This window comes from Vibrio sp. ABG19 (assembly GCF_029962385.1).
GTDB lineage: Bacteria > Pseudomonadota > Gammaproteobacteria > Enterobacterales > Vibrionaceae > Vibrio > Vibrio ostreae.
The window spans coordinates 191,845-208,256 of sequence record NZ_CP071708.1 but is presented as its reverse complement, the minus strand read 5'-3'; the positions used below and the strand labels follow the sequence as shown (position 1 = coordinate 208,256).

At 43.2% G+C, this 16,412-nt stretch carries 15 protein-coding genes and 1 other RNA gene; 10 read left to right on the top strand and 6 right to left on the bottom strand.

Going from position 1 to position 16,412, the window contains the following annotated elements; all coding sequences use genetic code 11:
- Positions 1-89 precede the first annotated feature (89 nt).
- Positions 90-1,157, bottom strand: a complete 1,068-nt coding sequence (locus tag J0X00_RS07000) for a PLP-dependent cysteine synthase family protein (RefSeq protein ID WP_282477796.1) — start codon at positions 1,155-1,157, stop codon at positions 90-92.
- A 120-nt stretch (positions 1,158-1,277) separates the two neighbouring features.
- Between J0X00_RS07000 and J0X00_RS06995 the strand changes: the two genes are divergently transcribed.
- A complete protein-coding gene (locus J0X00_RS06995; protein WP_136482896.1) occupies positions 1,278-1,739 on the top strand; it encodes an Lrp/AsnC family transcriptional regulator in 462 nt (153 codons plus the stop codon).
- 221 nt (positions 1,740-1,960) lie between these two features.
- Here J0X00_RS06995 and tesB read toward each other — a convergent pair whose 3' ends face one another.
- Complete coding sequence (gene tesB / locus J0X00_RS06990) at positions 1,961-2,824, bottom strand: acyl-CoA thioesterase II (RefSeq protein WP_136482898.1); 864 nt, start codon at positions 2,822-2,824, stop codon at positions 1,961-1,963.
- Between the two features lie 133 nt (positions 2,825-2,957).
- Between tesB and J0X00_RS06985 the strand changes: the two genes are divergently transcribed.
- Positions 2,958-3,452 (top strand): YbaY family lipoprotein, encoded by a 495-nt coding sequence (locus tag J0X00_RS06985; RefSeq protein ID WP_282477795.1) that lies wholly within the window; start codon positions 2,958-2,960, stop codon positions 3,450-3,452.
- An 83-nt stretch (positions 3,453-3,535) separates the two neighbouring features.
- Here the strand turns inward: J0X00_RS06985 and J0X00_RS06980 are convergent, their stop codons facing one another.
- Positions 3,536-3,841 carry an MGMT family protein gene (locus tag J0X00_RS06980; protein ID WP_136482903.1) on the bottom strand — a complete coding sequence of 102 codons (306 nt, stop codon included), beginning with the start codon at positions 3,839-3,841 and terminating at the stop codon, positions 3,536-3,538.
- Positions 3,842-3,902: 61 nt separating this feature from the next.
- On the opposite strand from J0X00_RS06980, the gene J0X00_RS06975 reads away from it, so the two are divergent.
- The 6 genes from J0X00_RS06975 to J0X00_RS06950 all read left to right on the top strand — a co-directional run bounded on the left by J0X00_RS06975 (position 3,903) and on the right by J0X00_RS06950 (position 10,704).
- Positions 3,903-4,640 carry a hypothetical protein gene (locus tag J0X00_RS06975; protein WP_168796929.1) on the top strand — a complete coding sequence of 246 codons (738 nt, stop codon included), beginning with the start codon at positions 3,903-3,905 and terminating at the stop codon, positions 4,638-4,640.
- Between the two features lie 127 nt (positions 4,641-4,767).
- Positions 4,768-6,780, top strand: a complete 2,013-nt coding sequence (locus J0X00_RS06970) for a GGDEF domain-containing protein (RefSeq protein ID WP_282477794.1) — start codon at positions 4,768-4,770, stop codon at positions 6,778-6,780.
- 139 nt (positions 6,781-6,919) lie between these two features.
- Positions 6,920-7,016: signal recognition particle sRNA small type (gene ffs / locus J0X00_RS06965), an RNA gene on the top strand.
- Positions 7,017-7,134: 118 nt separating this feature from the next.
- Positions 7,135-7,629: a TnsA endonuclease N-terminal domain-containing protein gene (locus J0X00_RS06960; RefSeq protein ID WP_282477793.1), complete on the top strand. Its 495-nt coding sequence runs from the start codon at positions 7,135-7,137 to the stop codon at positions 7,627-7,629.
- A gap of 116 nt (positions 7,630-7,745) precedes the next feature.
- On the top strand, positions 7,746-9,644 hold the full coding sequence (locus J0X00_RS06955; protein ID WP_282477792.1) for a Mu transposase C-terminal domain-containing protein: 1,899 nt from the start codon (positions 7,746-7,748) through the stop codon (positions 9,642-9,644).
- The gene (locus J0X00_RS06950; RefSeq protein ID WP_282477791.1) at positions 9,634-10,704 is read left to right on the top strand and encodes a TniB family NTP-binding protein; all 1,071 of its coding nucleotides are present in this window, start codon (positions 9,634-9,636) and stop codon (positions 10,702-10,704) included. Before J0X00_RS06955 ends, J0X00_RS06950 begins: the two co-directional genes overlap by 11 nt.
- Here the strand turns inward: J0X00_RS06950 and J0X00_RS06945 are convergent.
- Positions 10,693-11,004: a helix-turn-helix transcriptional regulator gene (locus J0X00_RS06945; RefSeq protein WP_282477790.1), complete on the bottom strand. Its 312-nt coding sequence runs from the start codon at positions 11,002-11,004 to the stop codon at positions 10,693-10,695. The two genes, J0X00_RS06950 and J0X00_RS06945, sit on opposite strands and share 12 nt — an antisense overlap.
- Positions 11,005-11,106: 102 nt before the next feature.
- Between J0X00_RS06945 and J0X00_RS06940 the strand changes: the two genes are divergently transcribed.
- On the top strand, positions 11,107-11,664 hold the full coding sequence (locus tag J0X00_RS06940) for a hypothetical protein (RefSeq protein WP_282477789.1): 558 nt from the start codon (positions 11,107-11,109) through the stop codon (positions 11,662-11,664).
- A complete protein-coding gene (locus J0X00_RS06935) occupies positions 11,658-13,034 on the top strand; it encodes a DEAD/DEAH box helicase family protein (RefSeq protein ID WP_282477788.1) in 1,377 nt (458 codons plus the stop codon). Before J0X00_RS06940 ends, J0X00_RS06935 begins: the two co-directional genes overlap by 7 nt.
- A gap of 241 nt (positions 13,035-13,275) precedes the next feature.
- On the opposite strand, the gene J0X00_RS06930 is transcribed toward J0X00_RS06935, so the two are convergent.
- Both J0X00_RS06930 and J0X00_RS06925 read right to left on the bottom strand, forming a co-directional pair.
- Complete coding sequence (locus J0X00_RS06930; RefSeq protein WP_282477787.1) at positions 13,276-15,123, bottom strand: NACHT domain-containing protein; 1,848 nt, start codon at positions 15,121-15,123, stop codon at positions 13,276-13,278.
- A gap of 334 nt (positions 15,124-15,457) precedes the next feature.
- Complete coding sequence (locus tag J0X00_RS06925) at positions 15,458-15,940, bottom strand: GNAT family N-acetyltransferase (RefSeq protein ID WP_282478274.1); 483 nt, start codon at positions 15,938-15,940, stop codon at positions 15,458-15,460.
- Positions 15,941-16,412: the final 472 nt, after the last annotated feature.

Genomic DNA, 16,412 nt, shown 5'->3' with positions numbered 1-16,412 from the left:
TGTTAGATTTCGGTTAATTAGATTGGTTCTAAGTAAAAAACCTCACTCAGCTTAAATAGTGCGCAGGCAAGATGTTGTAGCGATAATTATCAGGCCAGCTTGCCGCTGGCCTGAAATCTTTCCAGCTGCCTCAGGTACGGCGTCAGATCGCCGATACGGGAAGCCAGCCAGGCCGGATTATAATACGTATCAAGGTAGCGCTCGCCGCTGTCACACAGCAGGGTCACAATCGAGCCCTGTTCACCTCTCTGCTGCATCTCACTGGCCAGTTGTAACGCTCCATACAAGTTGGTACCGGTCGAGGCTCCTGCTTTACGACCAATCACGCGCTCAAGCCAGTGGATGGTCGCGATGCTGGCGGCATCATCAATAACCCGCATTTCATCAACCACATCGGCGATAAAACTCGGCTCCACACGCGGGCGGCCAATACCTTCTATTCGGCTGCCACAATCGCGGGTCAGATGACCATCGCGGGTACGGTAATAGTCGGCAAAGACCGAGTGCTCTGGGTCAACCACACACAGTTTGGTGGTGTGCTGCTGGTAGCGGATAAAACGCCCTATGGTTGCGGACGTACCGCCGGTACCGGCGCTCATTACGATCCAGCTTGGCACCGGATGCGGCTCAAGCTGCATCTGGCGGAAAATACTGTCAGCGATGTTGTTATTGCCGCGCCAGTCCGTCGCGCGTTCCGCGTAGGTAAACTGATCCATATAATGGCCGCCCAGTTCCGTTGCCAGCCGGCGCGATTCGGCATAAATCTGATCCGAACGGGCGACAAGATGCGCTTTACCACCATAAAATTCAATCTGTTCAATCTTTTTACGCGCGGTGCATTCCGGCATGACCGCGATAAACGGCAGTCCGAGCAGACGGGCAAAATAGGCTTCAGACACCGCAGTACTACCGGAAGACGATTCAATAATCGGCGTATAACGGCCAATCCAGCCATTACAAATCGCATACAGAAACAGGGAACGCGCCAGGCGGTGCTTGAGTGAACCGGTCGGGTGGGTGCTCTCGTCCTTGAGGTAAATATCGATACCGTCCAAACAGGGCAGGTCAAGCTTGATCAAGTGAGTATCTGCTGTACGTTGTACATCAGCTTCGAGGATGCGGATGGCATCGGTTGTCCATTGGGTATCGCGCTGCATGACTGTGCTCCTTAACAGGTAATGGAAATAATTTACCCATCTTCGGTGAGAAAAGCTTGGCTAAATTCGGCCTGGGTTGCTAGGTTTGGAGAATAATTTTCTCCCAATGATGAAGTTGTAATGGAACTGGATAAAGTGGACCGCCAAATTCTGGCCATGTTGCAACAGGATGCGACCCTGTCACTCAATGAGCTGGCAGAGGCCGTCAACCTGACCACCACGCCGTGCTGGAAACGGCTGAAAAAGCTGGAAGAGAGTGGTGTACTGACCAAGCGGGTGGCATTGCTTGATGCCGATAAACTCGGCTTAGCTTTTATCGCGTTTGTGATGGTGAAAACCAGCGATCACTCCCATGAATGGTATCAGCGTTTTGTCAGTAGCGTTGAGTCTTATCCGGAAGTGATGGAGTTTTACCGCATGGCGGGAGAGTATGATTACATGATGAAAGTACTGGTCAAAGACATGAAACACTTTGACCAGTTTTATAAGAAGTTAGTCAACGGCGTCGACGGGCTCAATAACGTGACCTCCACCTTTGCGATGGAATCATTAAAATACACCACCGAGCTGCCACTGTCTTAACGTGTTCCGGGCGCACACCCGATTGTCAGCCAAATAGCCAGGCGAGCAGCAGAACGAAAATCAGCAGACCGGCAAATGCTTTCAGCAGCGGTTTGATATCCGAACTGCCGCCGTTTGGTGGTTGATTACAGCATCCCATAAGATGACCTCCAGTAGGTGAATTCCGCCAACAGTGTAACGCTTACCCTAAGGGCAAGGTAAAGCATGAAAAGGCTGGCTGCCTAGCGATCTTTAAATCGCATCACCCCTTCCTGTACAGCACTGGCGACCAGGTCACCCTGCTGATTGTATATTTCGCCCCGTACCAGACCGCGCGTATTGCTGGCCGTCGGGCTCTCAATGGCATACAGCAACCATTCATCCATTTTAAACGGACGGTGGAACCAGATAGAGTGGTCAATGGTGGCAACCTGAAACTTAGGCGTCATCAGCGTGACTTCATGCGGATGCAGGGCGGTCACCAGGAAGCCCCAGTCGGAAGCGTAGGCCAGCAGATACTGGTGAATCAGCTGATTGTCGGGCATAGCGCCGTTGGCACGAATCCAGAGGTACTGTTTGGGTTCTGCCTTTTCTGGTTTGAGAGGGTTAATCACGGTGACCGGGCGCATTTCAATTGGCTTTTCACCGCACAAGATTTTTTTCACTTGTGGCGGCAGCAGGTGAGCAATCTGCTCCGCAAGTTCCGATTCGGAAGCAAAGTTTTCCGGCCCGGGTACATCCGGCATGGTTTTCTGATGTTCAAAGCCCGGCGCTTCACCGTGATATGAGGCGGTGAGGTAGAAGATCGGGCGGCCGTTTTGAATCGCTTTGACCCGGCGGGTAGAAAAACTACGTCCGTCACGCAGGTTCTCGACATCATAGATGATTGGTTTTTCCGGATCGCCCGGATAAAGGAAGTAGCTATGGAAAGAATGTACGGTGCGCCCTGCATCCACGGTATAGCGCGCAGCAGAGAGTGCCTGACCAATCACTTGCCCGCCGTATACCTGTGGCAGGCCAAGGTTTTCACTTTCGCCGCGGTACAGTCCTTCTTCCAGTTTTTCCAGCTGGAGTAAACTCAACAGCTCTTGCAATGGTTTGCTCATAGCGCCTCTCTTATTGTGTTTTTACTCTACTATTTTGTGAGCCAGGTCAAATGCTTGTCAAGAGCTGCGTATAAGGATGACACGCCAATCTTCGTTATCTACAATGAATATAGGTTCACTAAATAAAAACACGATGAAAAATATTCTGATTTTGACCTCAACGTTAATTATTGGCTCGGCTTTATTCGGTTGCCAGATGACCGATAATGGCATGCTTCAAACCACACCTGCTCTGGAAAAAGCTGAAATTATGCCCGACAAGGTGCTGGATACCGTGAGCGGCACAGTTGCTTATCGCGAGCGTATTGCGCTGCCGGATAATGCGATTGTACGGGTTTCCCTGTTTGATGTTTCAAAAGCGGATGCGCCGGCTACACTGCTCGGAACCCAGGAGTTTACCACCTGGGGGCAGCAGGTGCCGTTTGAGTTTTCTATTCCTTATGATTGCGCCGACATTGATCCGAAACACCGCTATTCAATCAGCGCCCGCATCGAAGTGGATGGTCGTCTGATGTTCATCAGTGACAGTCATTATGGCGTGATTACCGACGACAAGCGCACGCACCAGGTCGAGATGAACCTGATCCGTGTTCATGAGGCACAGGGCAACAATGACAGCGCTGAGTAACTGAAATCGGTTGAGAACTGAGACCGGTGAATGACTTAAACCAGTGAATGGCTAAACCAGTGAATGGCTAAACCAGCGTATAGCTAAACCGGCTGCCAGCGGAACAGACGCAGTGCAATCTTACCGGCGCTGCTTACCGCGATACCTTCCGCAACCAGTTTCTCCCTTTGTCGCTCCCAATCAGGGCCGGTGAGGGAAATCTCACCTTTACTGTTAATAACCCGAAACCACGGCAGGGTGCTGTCCGGAGGCAGATTTCCGAGCGCCTTACCGACGTGGCGGGCATAACCCGGATAACCGGCCATACGTGCAATATCACCGTAAGTGGAGACTTTTCCACAGGGAATTTGGTGAATAACGGCAAAGATCTGCATTAAAAATTGGTCCATAATGACAAAGTCCTATTTTATTCTAGGGTAAGGATTCCAGGGACAGGATAAGGAGCGGGCGTTGCTATTGTCTACTTTTCAGTTCATCACCACAATACTGCTGGCGATGGTCTGTGCGCGAGCACTTGGCCTGAGTGGTGGTGACATGCCATTTATTGCGTTTGTCATTCCGGCTTTGTGGCTGCTAAGCCGCAGCGGCTTCAGCGGTGTTATTCTGCTGCTGGGTGTATTAAGTTATGCGTTAACCATTCCTTATCAGCCTGCCTCGCTTTCGGTCAGCATGTGGGTCATTTTCCCTCTGTTGATGGTGGTATTTTCCCACCCGCGTAATATGCCGGTGATCGCAGTGGGTATTTTGATTGTGGTGACCCTGGAAGTCGGCATCATGGTCACTCAGTCGGCCGGGAAGCTGTCAGGGACACCGGCCATGACCATGGTGCAGATCATCGCGATAGGCATGATTTGGTGGGCGGCGGCAAGCTGGAAACCGACCCAGCAACACAGCTGGTGGCCGTTGGCTCTTGTGGTTCCGCTTTGGGTTGCCGGGCTGCAGATGGCAGCGGTGCTTGCTTTGTGCCTGACCGGATTAGTGGCAGTGATCGAAAACCTGAGCCAACAAAAAAAATTCCAGTGGGGTAAATTGCTATGCTGGACACTCCCTTCAGTCGGATTTATGGCCGTGATTCTGTCACCGGAAATTGACGTCCCTAATCCGGTGTTTGTCGTGTGGTTATGTCTGCTGGCAACGGCCTGGATGACCGACTACATCCTCAAGAGTAATGAGCAACAACCGCTGTAAAATATGCATGAAAAATCTAAGTCAGTGCAAAGTTATGAGCTGGGCTCAATGAAGTCTTTATGCATATGCCTAAAAAATGGTTATCATCAGTCACTACTAAAATAAAAATGTATTTATACCAACGTCAATGCTTAAAACTCTAGTCACTCGTGCTTGTTTGGGGCTGGTGCTGTACGTCTGTTCAGTATCGGTCCATGCAGAGCAAACTGCTGACGCGCCCTATTTAGTCGCTACCGAAGCCGACGATGTGGTCACGCGCGTGCTGTTTGATGCCATCGCGTATCAATTCAATGTCGACATTCAATATGTTAACTACCCCAGCTTTGATGCGATTCTTAAATCCGTTGAGTCTGGCGAAACAGACTTTGCCGCCAATGTTACTTATACCAGTGAGCGCGCTCAGCGGTTTGATTACTCTGCGCCGACCAATATCGAATACACCTATTTATACAGCCATAATAATGCGACGCTAACCGGGATTAAGCGTATTGGCATCCCGAAAGGGACGATTTATGGTGAGCTGGTGGCGAAAAACTACCCCGATATTGAGCAGGTTGAGTTCGACGGGGCCAAAGATGCGCAGGCGATGCTCAAAAGTGGCGAAGTGGATGGCGTGATCGATGCCATCAATCAGCTCAAACCTATGCTGAGTGCGGGTATGGATGCTCAGCTATTGAATGATCATATCTCTATTCAGCCGGTGTCGATTGTGGTGCCGAAAGGTCAGCACGGGGCGTTGCTGAATCAGTTTGAGGCCTATATTCATTCGGCGAAAGTGCAGAAATTGCTGCGCGAATCGATACAAAAATATCAGTTCGATATCCGCAAGCAGGCTCTGCGCCAGGCGGTACTCGACAGTGATATCAATTTACAGCGTCCGCTGCGGGTTAAGCTGGAAAATCTACCCCAGTTTGCTCACTACGCCAGTGATGGTTCGGTGCGTGGTATCAGCGCGGATATCCTGTTTCAGGCCTGTGATCTCTTAGTACTAAAATGCGATTTGGTCAGCAAAGCCGACGAAACCTGGGAAAGCATGTATAACGACATCCAGCAGGCCCGCATCGATATGATCGCGCCAATCACTATCTCACCGCCGCGCAAAGAGAAAGTCTATTTCAGCGAAAGTTATTACAGCCCTCAGGCCATAATGGTTAAACGTGAAGGCTATAAGGATAACGTCTACAGCAATGTGTCGGAGTTGGTCGTTGAACGTATTGGTGTGGTGAAAAACGACTTTTTCGAAGAGCTGATGATGCGCATGCTGCCCAACAAAACCTTGCAGACCTTCGATTCACAAAATGAACTGATTCAGGCACTGGTCGATAAGCAGGTTGATTACATTGTTCTCAGCCTGGGTAACTTTAACGATGTATTACGTCACTCCCATTCTCTCTTACCTATTGTTGAAGATGAGCTGATCGGCAGTTTTTATACTTATCATGTCGGCATTGCGTTTCCGAAAAATGCCTTTGGTGCCGCACTCGCTCCGCTTATCAGCCGTGCGATCAAAATTATCGACTCACAGAAAATCGTTAAACATTATGACTATCAGCCGGATTGGCGTGCGACACTTTTGACTGAACAACGTGTTGCCCGGCATAGGCAATGGTTGTTTGCATCTCTGATCGCGTTTTTATTGCTTATCGCGGGTTATCTGCACTTTTTGTCAGACACCGATAATCTGACCAAACTACGTAACCGCCGAGCCTTGTATCGTCGCTACCGAGGCGGAATTTCGCCGAGTAACACACTGATATATTTGGATGTGAATGACTTTAAATCGATTAATGGCAACTATGGTCCTGAAATCGGTGACAAGGTACTAAAGCAACTGGCCAGCCGCATCAATCATGTCTGGCGTGGTAAAGCTTATCGAATCGGTGGTGATGAGTTTGTGCTGATTGGCGATGTAAAAGGTGAAGAGCTGAGGTCGGTAGTGAATAAACTGCACAGCTTCCTGTTTATTTGCACCGAGCGTGACATCAGTTTTGAGGTAACGGCGGCCGTTGGGGTGTCAAGCGGGCGCAGCAAGCAATTGTCGCTGCACGATGTTATCCAGCAAACCGATGGCGCCATGAATGATGAAAATCGCAGCGGGGCAGGTCAGGATACACGCGACGCGCTTTATCATGGCTTGTGATTCGAACACCGAATCGCTCAATTGCTGGACAGTTGAAAGAAAATCAATGCTTTTGGTCTGATTTGGGGTTGCAATGAGGATAGGGATGCTTGATAATCCTTCCCACTCTTCGGCCGCAAGCTGAAGTGAACTATGGGGGCCTTGGTCCTCCCGCAACACTAGTTCGTGAACCTGGTCAGGTCCGGAAGGAAGCAGCCACAGCGGATGATGTGTGTGCCGGGATGTGGCTGGGGCCTCCACCCAATTGATACGTGCAATCTAAGTCAGCATAAATTGCAGAAAGACTCAGCAAGTTGCACTATTAGTCAGCATAGACTAATTTTTGTTGTAGGTTTACGACAAAGTGACTTAGCTATGTATGATCAAACCCAAAAATCCTCTCATGTACATAACATCCGCAAGTTTATGAGCTTGAAGAACGATGCTGTTGTACGAACCATGTCTGTTCTCGAATTCGATTTTTGTTTCCATCTTGAATATAACCCAGACATTAAAAGCTTTTCTTCACAACCATTTAATTTATCTTATTGCTTTAATGGAAGAAATTGTCGTTACACACCAGATTTCTTGGTTACAGGCAATGATGGTAAGGTTCTTATAGTTGAAGTAAAGCATTCTAGCCAAATTTCAAAACCAGACTTCAAAGCTCGGTTCGCGGAGAAAAAGAGATATGCGCTGGAAAAACATAGTTACTACTTACAGCTAATCACCGAAAAGCAAATTCGGATTAACCCGATACTCAATAATCTCAAGTTATTGCATCGTTACTCAGGTTTACACACGGTTACTGAAGCTGAAAAGTTCGTGCTTAATTACATTAAGCGCAAAAAAAAAAGTACAACTTTATGATATTTCAGAAGCCCTCGGTTTAAGCGAACATGAAACTATGATTACTACTCTATGTTGGTTATCTTCAGGAAAAATAAAAACTGATTTAACTAAAGAGAGCTTTGGGTTAACTAATTATGTCTGGTGCTAATGAATCTTCTAATAGTGAGCTTAGCATAACTGGGTTTATTGATGAATTTACAGAAGAAAGTGCGGAGTTTCTTTCTCGAGATGATACTACTTCCTTTTTTGAACCTCTAGATAAACTCTTCGAACCCTCTTTTGACACCTTACCGTTAGAACTTCAACATCAAGCCCTAGAACGCCTGGATATATTAAATTACGTAGAAAGACGCTTAATTGGGGGGTGGACGGCTCGTAACTTAGAGCCATTATTGAATTTATATAACGCTGAAACTAGCAAACCAGTTCCTTCTTGGCGGGTATTTGTGGATTGGAAATCCACTTATTTTGCTTCAGACAGAAATATTCTTTCTTTAGTGCCCAAGCATAAACAAAAAGGCAACAGGACTAAAAAGTTAAGTTCTCAGAAACTAGTACTTGAGGCAATCAATAAAAAATATCTCACAAAAGAAAGGTGGTCAGTTGCAGAAGTCTTTCAGTATTACAAGTCTCGGGTGATTGAAGAAAATCGAAATAACCCTGATGGAAAGATAAGGCCTTTAAGTAAACGTACATTTTATAATAGAATCAAAGAACTAAGGCCTTACGATGTCGCTGTGGGTCGTTATGGGAAACGCTATGCAGATCGTGTTTTCAAGATGGTGGATCACATTCTTCCAGCAACATTTCCAATGGAATATGTTGAAATTGATCATACTCCTGCTCCAGTTATGCTGTTAGATGATGATTTAGAGCTTCCCTTGGGACGACCATATTTGACTATTCTTTATGACCGGTACTCTGGCTGTATCGTGGGATTATATGCTGGTTTTAGGGACCCCAGTTTTGAATCTGTTCGATCAGCCTTTCTTAATGCGACACTACCCAAAGATTGGTTAAAAGATAAATATCCATCTATTGATAATGATTGGCCTTGTCACGGAAAAATAACTCACCTAGTCGTTGATAATGGAGCTGAGTTTTGGTCGGATGACCTTGATGCAGCGTTACGCCCTTTGGTGACGCAGATTCACTATACAAAAGCAGCTAAACCATGGGAAAAGCCACATGTAGAAAAGGCATTTGATTCTTTCTATAAGCTGCTGTTCAGTCGTCTTCCCGGAAAAACATTCAACAATATAAGCGAATTGGAGGAGTACGACCCCAAAAAACATGCGGCTGTACGAGTGTCTGTTTTTTTGGAGCTTCTATATAAATGGGTTGTAGATTACTTTCACATGAAGTCAGATTCAAAAGAACGGCAGATACCGTACCACAAATGGAATGAATCTAAGTGGCGCCCGAATTTTTATGCAGGAGCTGAAGCCGAACAGCTCAAAATTGAATTAGGTCGGTTAAATACCAGAACGCTAGGTAAAGACGGTATTCGGCTACATAACTTAAGATATTACAGTGAAGAATTAGTGGCTTATAAGAAGCGTTCAGCAGCAGCAAACCGAAAAGGTGCTACCTTGAAAGTGAAAACTGATCCTGATGATATCAGCTATATCTACGTCTATTTGGAAGAAGATAAATGTTATCTAAAGGTTCCGGTGATCAAAGACTATGGTCATATTGAAGGTGTTTCGCTGTATCAGCACGAACGAATATGTGCAGTAAGACGTTTGAATACCAGGCTGAAAAAAGATGATGAAGCACTGGCTGATACGTATTTGTACATAGATCGAAGGATCGACAGTGAAGTGGAAAGAATAAGAAATAGAAATTATAAGAAATCTACATTGCCTAAAACGTCGAATTTATCAAAAATTGCTAAATATCATCAAGTTGGCAGTGAAGGGCCCACATCTATTGCGACTAAAAAAAATAATAATAAACAACCCTTGGCTGATGATATAGATAAAAAAGATGATGTTGGTGGACTTGATTTGAGTGATATTGATGGGTACTAAAATGTTACAGCTGACAAATCAGCAATTACATCAGATATCGAATTTTCGTGAATGTTATGTTGAACACCCTCAGGTAACTGAAATATACACCATTTTTGATAGGTTAATATTCAATAGCACTGTTGGTGGTGAGCAAGAATCGTTACTTCTTACAGGAGATACTGGCTCTGGTAAAACCGCACTGATAAACAACTATATACAAAAATTTTCTGTTAAGAAGGGTAGATGGCATGAAATGCCAGTATTGAATACTAGGATCCCAAGTAGGATTAAAGAACAGAATACCTTAGAACGGTTTTTGCTTGATCTAGATGATGTGTATTCAAGTCGTGTTAGACGAACACATCGTGAGGGATCTTTAACTGCAGGTGTCATACGAACATTAAAAGAAAAAAAAGTTAAACTAATTATAATTAATGAAATACAAGAGCTTATTGAGTTTAAAGATGCAGAAGAAAGGCAAACAATCGCTAATACGTTAAAAATGATAAGTGAGGAAGCGAAGGTTTCATTTGTATTAGTCGGAATGCCATATTCATCTATGCTAGCTGAAGAACCCCAATGGAGCTCAAGGCTTAGTTGGCGTAGGCATCTTAACTACTTTCATTTATTTAAAAATTCGGAACAAAATAAGACATTGATACCCGATCAAACTGGAAAGATTCATTTTGCCAAGTTTGTCGCTGGACTAGCAGGAAGAATGGGTTTTGATGAGAGGCCTAACCTGACTTGTGATGAAATTCTATTACCTTTATTTTCTGTATGCCGCGGTGAGTGTCGGCCGCTAAAACACTTCCTATCTGACTCTCTCATAAATGCACTTTCTGAGTCTAAAAACACTCTCGATAAAAAGATCTTAGAAGCTACATTTAGTTCAAGATATCCCAATGAAGATAATCCATTCACATGCCCCTTGGAGCAGTTAAACATACAAGAATTAAGTGTTGGGACTCGTTATAACAAAGATGCCCAGTCCAAAGAAGATAAGTTAGTTGATAGAACGTTTACCGATCTATTGCCTATTCATATGCTGCTTAGTAAACGACCACTAAAGAGCTGACATCTTATTTGCTAATAAACCGAGTAGTTTTTCTTTTTCTTCAATACTCAACTTATCAATCAAACAAGCTAGCTCGGCAGACATCTCGTCCTTACAGAAAAAGTAGTTTAGTGGCACATCAAGTTCCTCTGCCATACGCGATAGCGTACCAATGTCTGGGACATGGCGACCTTTTTCATAATGGTTCATTCGACCACTTGCTGAGCTTTCTTCCATACCAATTTTTACACCCAAATCTTTTTGGGTGATTTTGGCTTTTTTACGCGCTGCTTTGAGCCTCGCGGGGATTGGGTTTTCCACTTAGACATTCTTTTTTGTACCTATAGATAACTTAGATTGTCTAAGTTTTACTTATTTTTGTATACTTAGCAATCCTAAGTTTTAAGCAGTTATGTAGTCGTTATGAAACAGCAAGCTAGGCTAAGTAAGCCGATGTATAACCTTCTGATATCCAAGAACCTAGATCAGTTCTCTATCACACAGGCTCGTGATGAATTGTTAAAAACATCTGATCGTTTTGATGATGTGAATGAAGCTCGAAAATACGTGTATCGGCAAGTGAGTCGATTGACCGATAACGGTTATCTGGCGGTGCAAGGGCAAGGAAGAAGTAAAATATATACAAAAACGGATTTATTCCACCGGATACAGTTTTCCGAACGGCGAGATAGAGCGGAGTCTATGCTCGATCACACCTCTCAGGAACGGGTAGCTAAAAGCGTCTCCTTTGACTTTTCGATACTGGAAAAGGAACGTAACCAATACCAGGGAGAGTTATCAATTTCTCTGGCAGAAGTCGACGAGTACAAACATTTACTTGCCCGCATTCCCAGTAAACAACGCTCGCTGCAAACCTTACTGACGGGTGCAAAAGAACGCTCTGCCGCGCTGTTGGGCAAGATTAATGCGATTACTGCTTTGTTGAGTACTTTAGCTGATAAGGACGCAGAGGGATGCTAAGGTCGTGGCAGGCTAAATGTGCGCAACAAGCTGTTGCAAGCTATGGTAATGCGCAAAAGCATTTTTTATGTCAAGCGACCCCCGGAGCTGGAAAGACGGTGATGGCTGCTGAAGTTGCTAAACAGCTTTTCGCTAACAAAGAAATTGACTTGGTACTATGCTTTTCTCCCTCTATTACCGTCGCTGACAATATGATGGCCACTTTCTCAAAAAAACTCGATTGTACTTTTGATGGGGGATTAGGTGCAATCGGCGGTTCATACACATATCAAAGCCTAAAATATCTTACGTCGGCCTTTTGGAAGACAATCAGCAAGTATCGAGTATTTGCTGTGTTTGATGAGATACATCACTGCTCAGCGGACGGTTATGGCCGTTCAAATAGCTGGGGAGAACAGGTTGTCACTAAAATCCAAAAGCATGTGAAATTTACGTTGGCACTGACTGGAACCCCTTGGAGATCGGATTCGGTACCCATTGCTTTAGCTAACTATACCAATCCTGAGGGGCAGATAATTTGTGATTTTCAATATAGTTTACAGCAAGCGATTGATGACCGAGTGTGCCGGGCACCAAAAATAGTACTGGTTGACAATGGAAACCTTAGAGTATCGGAGAGGGGCGAACAGAAGTCGTTTTCTTCGATTAGCGAGTTGATTAAAGGCTCCAACACGTCATACCAAGATATCATTCATAATCAAAGGGCGCTTCATCATCTGCTGTTACTTGGCTGCGAGAAACTAACTGCACTGAGAAAAGTAAATGGCAATGCGGGTGGGTTAGTTGTTGCTGCATCAGTGAAGCATGCGATTCAGATCCAGGAACTGTTGGTAAAGAGGTTAAATCAAAGCGCAGAACTTGTTACTTACCAGCATCAGAGCCCACTTGAATCGATAGAGCGGTTTCGTCACAGTGATTGCCAATGGATTGTTAGTGTTGGAATGATTAGTGAAGGTACAGATATCCCAAGGCTGCAGGTTTGCTGTCATGTCAGTTCTGTAAAAACCGAGCTCTATTTTAGACAGGTCCTGGGCAGGATTCTGAGGGTGAGTAAAGCCGATAATCAGGAAGCTTGGTTATATACATTTGCTGAAGAAAATTTGGTTGGATTTGCTGAGGGGATTGAGCAGGATATTCCAGAAACCTGCCAATATGCCGACCTTGGGACAAGCCTCAACGTAGCTTCTAGCGCTGATCAACAGGATATCCTACCAACCGGTTCAATTATTGACTCGAATACGGCACGGCAATTCTATTTGGAATGGGAGTCCGTATCTGTGCAAGGTAGAGACACTCTGTTCAATGATTTGCGTCCAGAAACGTTAATATTGGGGGATTTTAAGCAGAGAGTTGTCAACGCTTTCTTGTAGAAAGTCTAGGCCTGTATGCACAGCGCATGGGGCCTAGAGAAAACTTTTGGACAAAAACGTGTCAGTTACTTTGCTAAATTAGCAATTAATGAATTATTTTAGGTATGACAAACTCGCTTGATGAAGTGTTCAGCCTAAGTGGTGCAGACCAGTTAAATCTTGTTGGCTCAAAAAATATTCATAAAAATAAGAGATATCATATTTAAACGATTGAGATTATCTCTTATCTATCGACTATTTATTAAAAATCAAAATAACTACTCGTTTCCATGAGGTTTTTACGATTTTTAATGTTTTCAACTGCCTTATTAAAGTCCTCTCGGTAAAGTACATTTACGGCTAATTCTAATGATTCATAAACCGATGAAATAGGCATGCGTTTGAAGTTAATTAGTTGTCTCATCGTTAGCACATACACACCACTCTCACGTTTAACTCCTTCATCATCAACTAACTTCTTAAAATCTGTATCAGAATAGTTTAGACTTATTAAGCTATTAGCCGTATTGAACACTTCCGAATAACAAGCTGGATAATTTATCGCACTTTCAAAAATTAGATTCCCTTTTTCCACAGATAGTGACTCATTTTTTCCTCTTCGGTAAGCACTTATAGAAACAGAGATAGTGGTTTCATCTAAATATAAGTCAACGAGAGATTTAGGTAGTTTGATAGTTTTTATTTCAGTATGCTGAGATATTGATAGGAAATCTGAAATACTAGGAATTAAACCATATTCATGGTAATCATAATAATCTAACTCCTTCAAAAAAAAGAGTGTGTTTTTGAACAATGTATTGAATTCACTATTCGTAAAGCACTTTAAATAAAATCCTTTTTTCTTATCATGCTCCATTGCAACAATAAATGAAGCCGCAAAAAACTCCTGTATAGACTTATGTATAAATCTATACTCGTTAAACCCATCTTCAATTATAAGATTTGTTATTGAAACCAACTCTTCAGAAACACGATTAGAAAAAGATTCTTCTTCATTAGAATGTTTCAAAGAAACACTAACCAAATCAATTAACTTTTTCCCACTAAAACTAACTAGACCTTCCCTCATAGAGATAAAGCATAAACAGTCGAAAATATTTCTATATATTTTCCTATTATCATTCCAAGTCCGTTCTCTTCGTACCTTACCTTTTATATTGTCATGTTTAAAAAAAACCGTATCAAATATGTTGGAATAAAACTGAGATAAAGTGTTAGGTATCTCTTCTCCTAAATTGTAACTAATGCAGTATAATACAACTAAGATAGGTGACTTTAATATAGAGTCGGCTTTTTTATACAATGGGCTATCGACTAGCGCTGTTCGCAGAGATTCAGCCTTCTCAGCGTCAGTTGCTGATACGTCGATGATTCCAAAAACCTGCCTCTCTGTTAGCTCACAAACGGTGTAAGTCAGAAAATCAGACAGAGTTTCTATTTCTGTATCAGGTCTAGTAGTACAAATAACGTGGCATTTTGAACCATTAATCAACCTTCTTATGTCATCAATTAATTGATCTCTAAACTCAGGTTTAACTTCATCAAAAGCATCCAAAAAGACTTTAACATTACTATCCTGAAATAGTTTTTTTAGACTCAAAGGTGAAATTAAAATTCCATAGCTGGATAAATTATCAGATATACACTCCTCAATGGTTCCCCCTTGGTAATTTTTTAGTTCAAAAAATATTGGTAACCGATGGAAATAGCTTGCATTATTTGATAATAACTTGCGTAAAAGTGTGGACTTACCTTGTCCTGCAAGACCTTTAATTAATATTGCTCTTTCATGATCTAAGGCGGTTCTATTATTAACTTCAAACTTTGTATCAGATCCTGTTAAAAGCAAATCTACGGGAACAAAGATTTCATCTATTCGAAAAACCTTGTCTTGAGACATTAAGGTTTTTATCTCTAACACTCTTTCACAATAAGATATATAATTATTCTTAAATTTTGATATTTCTTTTAACTTATGTTTTTCTACCAGTAGATCATAAACAGAGCCAACTGTTCTTTTAACTATTTCATTTGTAGCTGGTTTAAGCAGTGCTCCAGCAACAACTCCTACACCAATATCAACAGCCAAATTACTTCCCTCTGAAAGCCCAAATCATATTCTCTATTCTACTGAATTATTAGAATTATTTGCATGATTTTTTCTGAGTCAACTCACTTTCCATAAGAAAGTCGAGGCGAGTAGAACACTAGTGACAACAATATAGACATACGGTAACACCCAAACTAGTCGAACATGTCATGGCTTAATGAATTTGGCCACTTAGTTGGAGTTTTAAGTATTAGAAAAAGTAAGTCAAAAAATCTGACTTAAAGTGAAGCTGACTCCTGCTCTGGTTCATTTTGGGGCAGATCCTTCTTAGCCCAATATTACTTAATACCATCAGTTCATATAAGAAAAGCACCTAGCCCCCTTTAGCATACATTTCCCAACGGAAATACGGACGCTGACCATCCATGCGTTCGACTTCTGCGCCTAACTTCTTATAGAACTTGTGTGCTTTGGTATTGTATGGGCTAGCTGTCCATGAAATGTGAGAAGTTAACGACTTTTCAGCCTCAATTTTCAAAGCATGCATAAGTCCAGCACCATACCCCTTTGATCGATGTTCACCAACTACTAGCAAGTCATCTAGCCAAATGGACGGTTCACCACGAAAGGAAGAATAACGATAATGAAATAAGGCGAACCCTAGTACTTCACAATCGACTTCCAACAGTAAAACATGAGCAAACGGATAGTCACCAAATAAGGTTCGTTCAATCTTCTCTTTAGTCGTTGATATCTCACCGTTAAATCCTTTCATACTTCGGTCAAACTCGGCTTTGTGTCCAATAAGTTCTAGCAACTTACCGGAGTCTTGCTTGATCGCTTTCCTTACGTTCACTTTGTTCTCCATGACTGAAATTTCTTGTTGTCGGCTAACACTTTTCATACGGCTTTTAGCCGCTTTTCACGCTCCTATCATGCAGCCTTTTCAATCACAGTTCAATTGATAATCAATAGGTTATGAACATTAAATTACATGATACCTTATGATTTTTGACAAGCTAATTTCCAAACTCCTTCGGATAACTTTTGATATGGGAAAGTACTGTGAACTAAGTGAGCGAGAACTTTTGATCTGAATTGTTTCGGGGCAGAATCTTCTTAGAGCAACCTCCATGGGATCGGGTCTGGTCAGGACTTACTTTTGGTCTTTGTTTGTGATACTTGGTATCGAAAATGAATGCTAACCAGTTAAAATTGCACAAAGCAGCCTTTTTCATGAATCATGAAAATTGAGTAACTGTGAAATTGATTCTTAGCTCGGTTTAATTCTGGCTTTTTGTGTCACTTCGAAAGCAGGATGAGAACTA

Coding starts and splice junctions, on each gene's coding strand:
- J0X00_RS07000 (WP_282477796.1), bottom strand. CDS start 1,157: ATGCAGCGCGATACCCAATGGACAACCGATGCCATCCGCATCCTCGAA.
- J0X00_RS06995 (WP_136482896.1), top strand. CDS start 1,278: ATGGAACTGGATAAAGTGGACCGCCAAATTCTGGCCATGTTGCAACAG.
- tesB (WP_136482898.1), bottom strand. CDS start 2,824: ATGAGCAAACCATTGCAAGAGCTGTTGAGTTTACTCCAGCTGGAAAAA.
- J0X00_RS06985 (WP_282477795.1), top strand. CDS start 2,958: ATGAAAAATATTCTGATTTTGACCTCAACGTTAATTATTGGCTCGGCT.
- J0X00_RS06980 (WP_136482903.1), bottom strand. CDS start 3,841: ATGGACCAATTTTTAATGCAGATCTTTGCCGTTATTCACCAAATTCCC.
- J0X00_RS06970 (WP_282477794.1), top strand. CDS start 4,768: ATGCTTAAAACTCTAGTCACTCGTGCTTGTTTGGGGCTGGTGCTGTAC.
- J0X00_RS06960 (WP_282477793.1), top strand. CDS start 7,135: ATGTATGATCAAACCCAAAAATCCTCTCATGTACATAACATCCGCAAG.
- J0X00_RS06955 (WP_282477792.1), top strand. CDS start 7,746: ATGTCTGGTGCTAATGAATCTTCTAATAGTGAGCTTAGCATAACTGGG.
- J0X00_RS06950 (WP_282477791.1), top strand. CDS start 9,634: ATGGGTACTAAAATGTTACAGCTGACAAATCAGCAATTACATCAGATA.
- J0X00_RS06940 (WP_282477789.1), top strand. CDS start 11,107: ATGAAACAGCAAGCTAGGCTAAGTAAGCCGATGTATAACCTTCTGATA.
- J0X00_RS06935 (WP_282477788.1), top strand. CDS start 11,658: ATGCTAAGGTCGTGGCAGGCTAAATGTGCGCAACAAGCTGTTGCAAGC.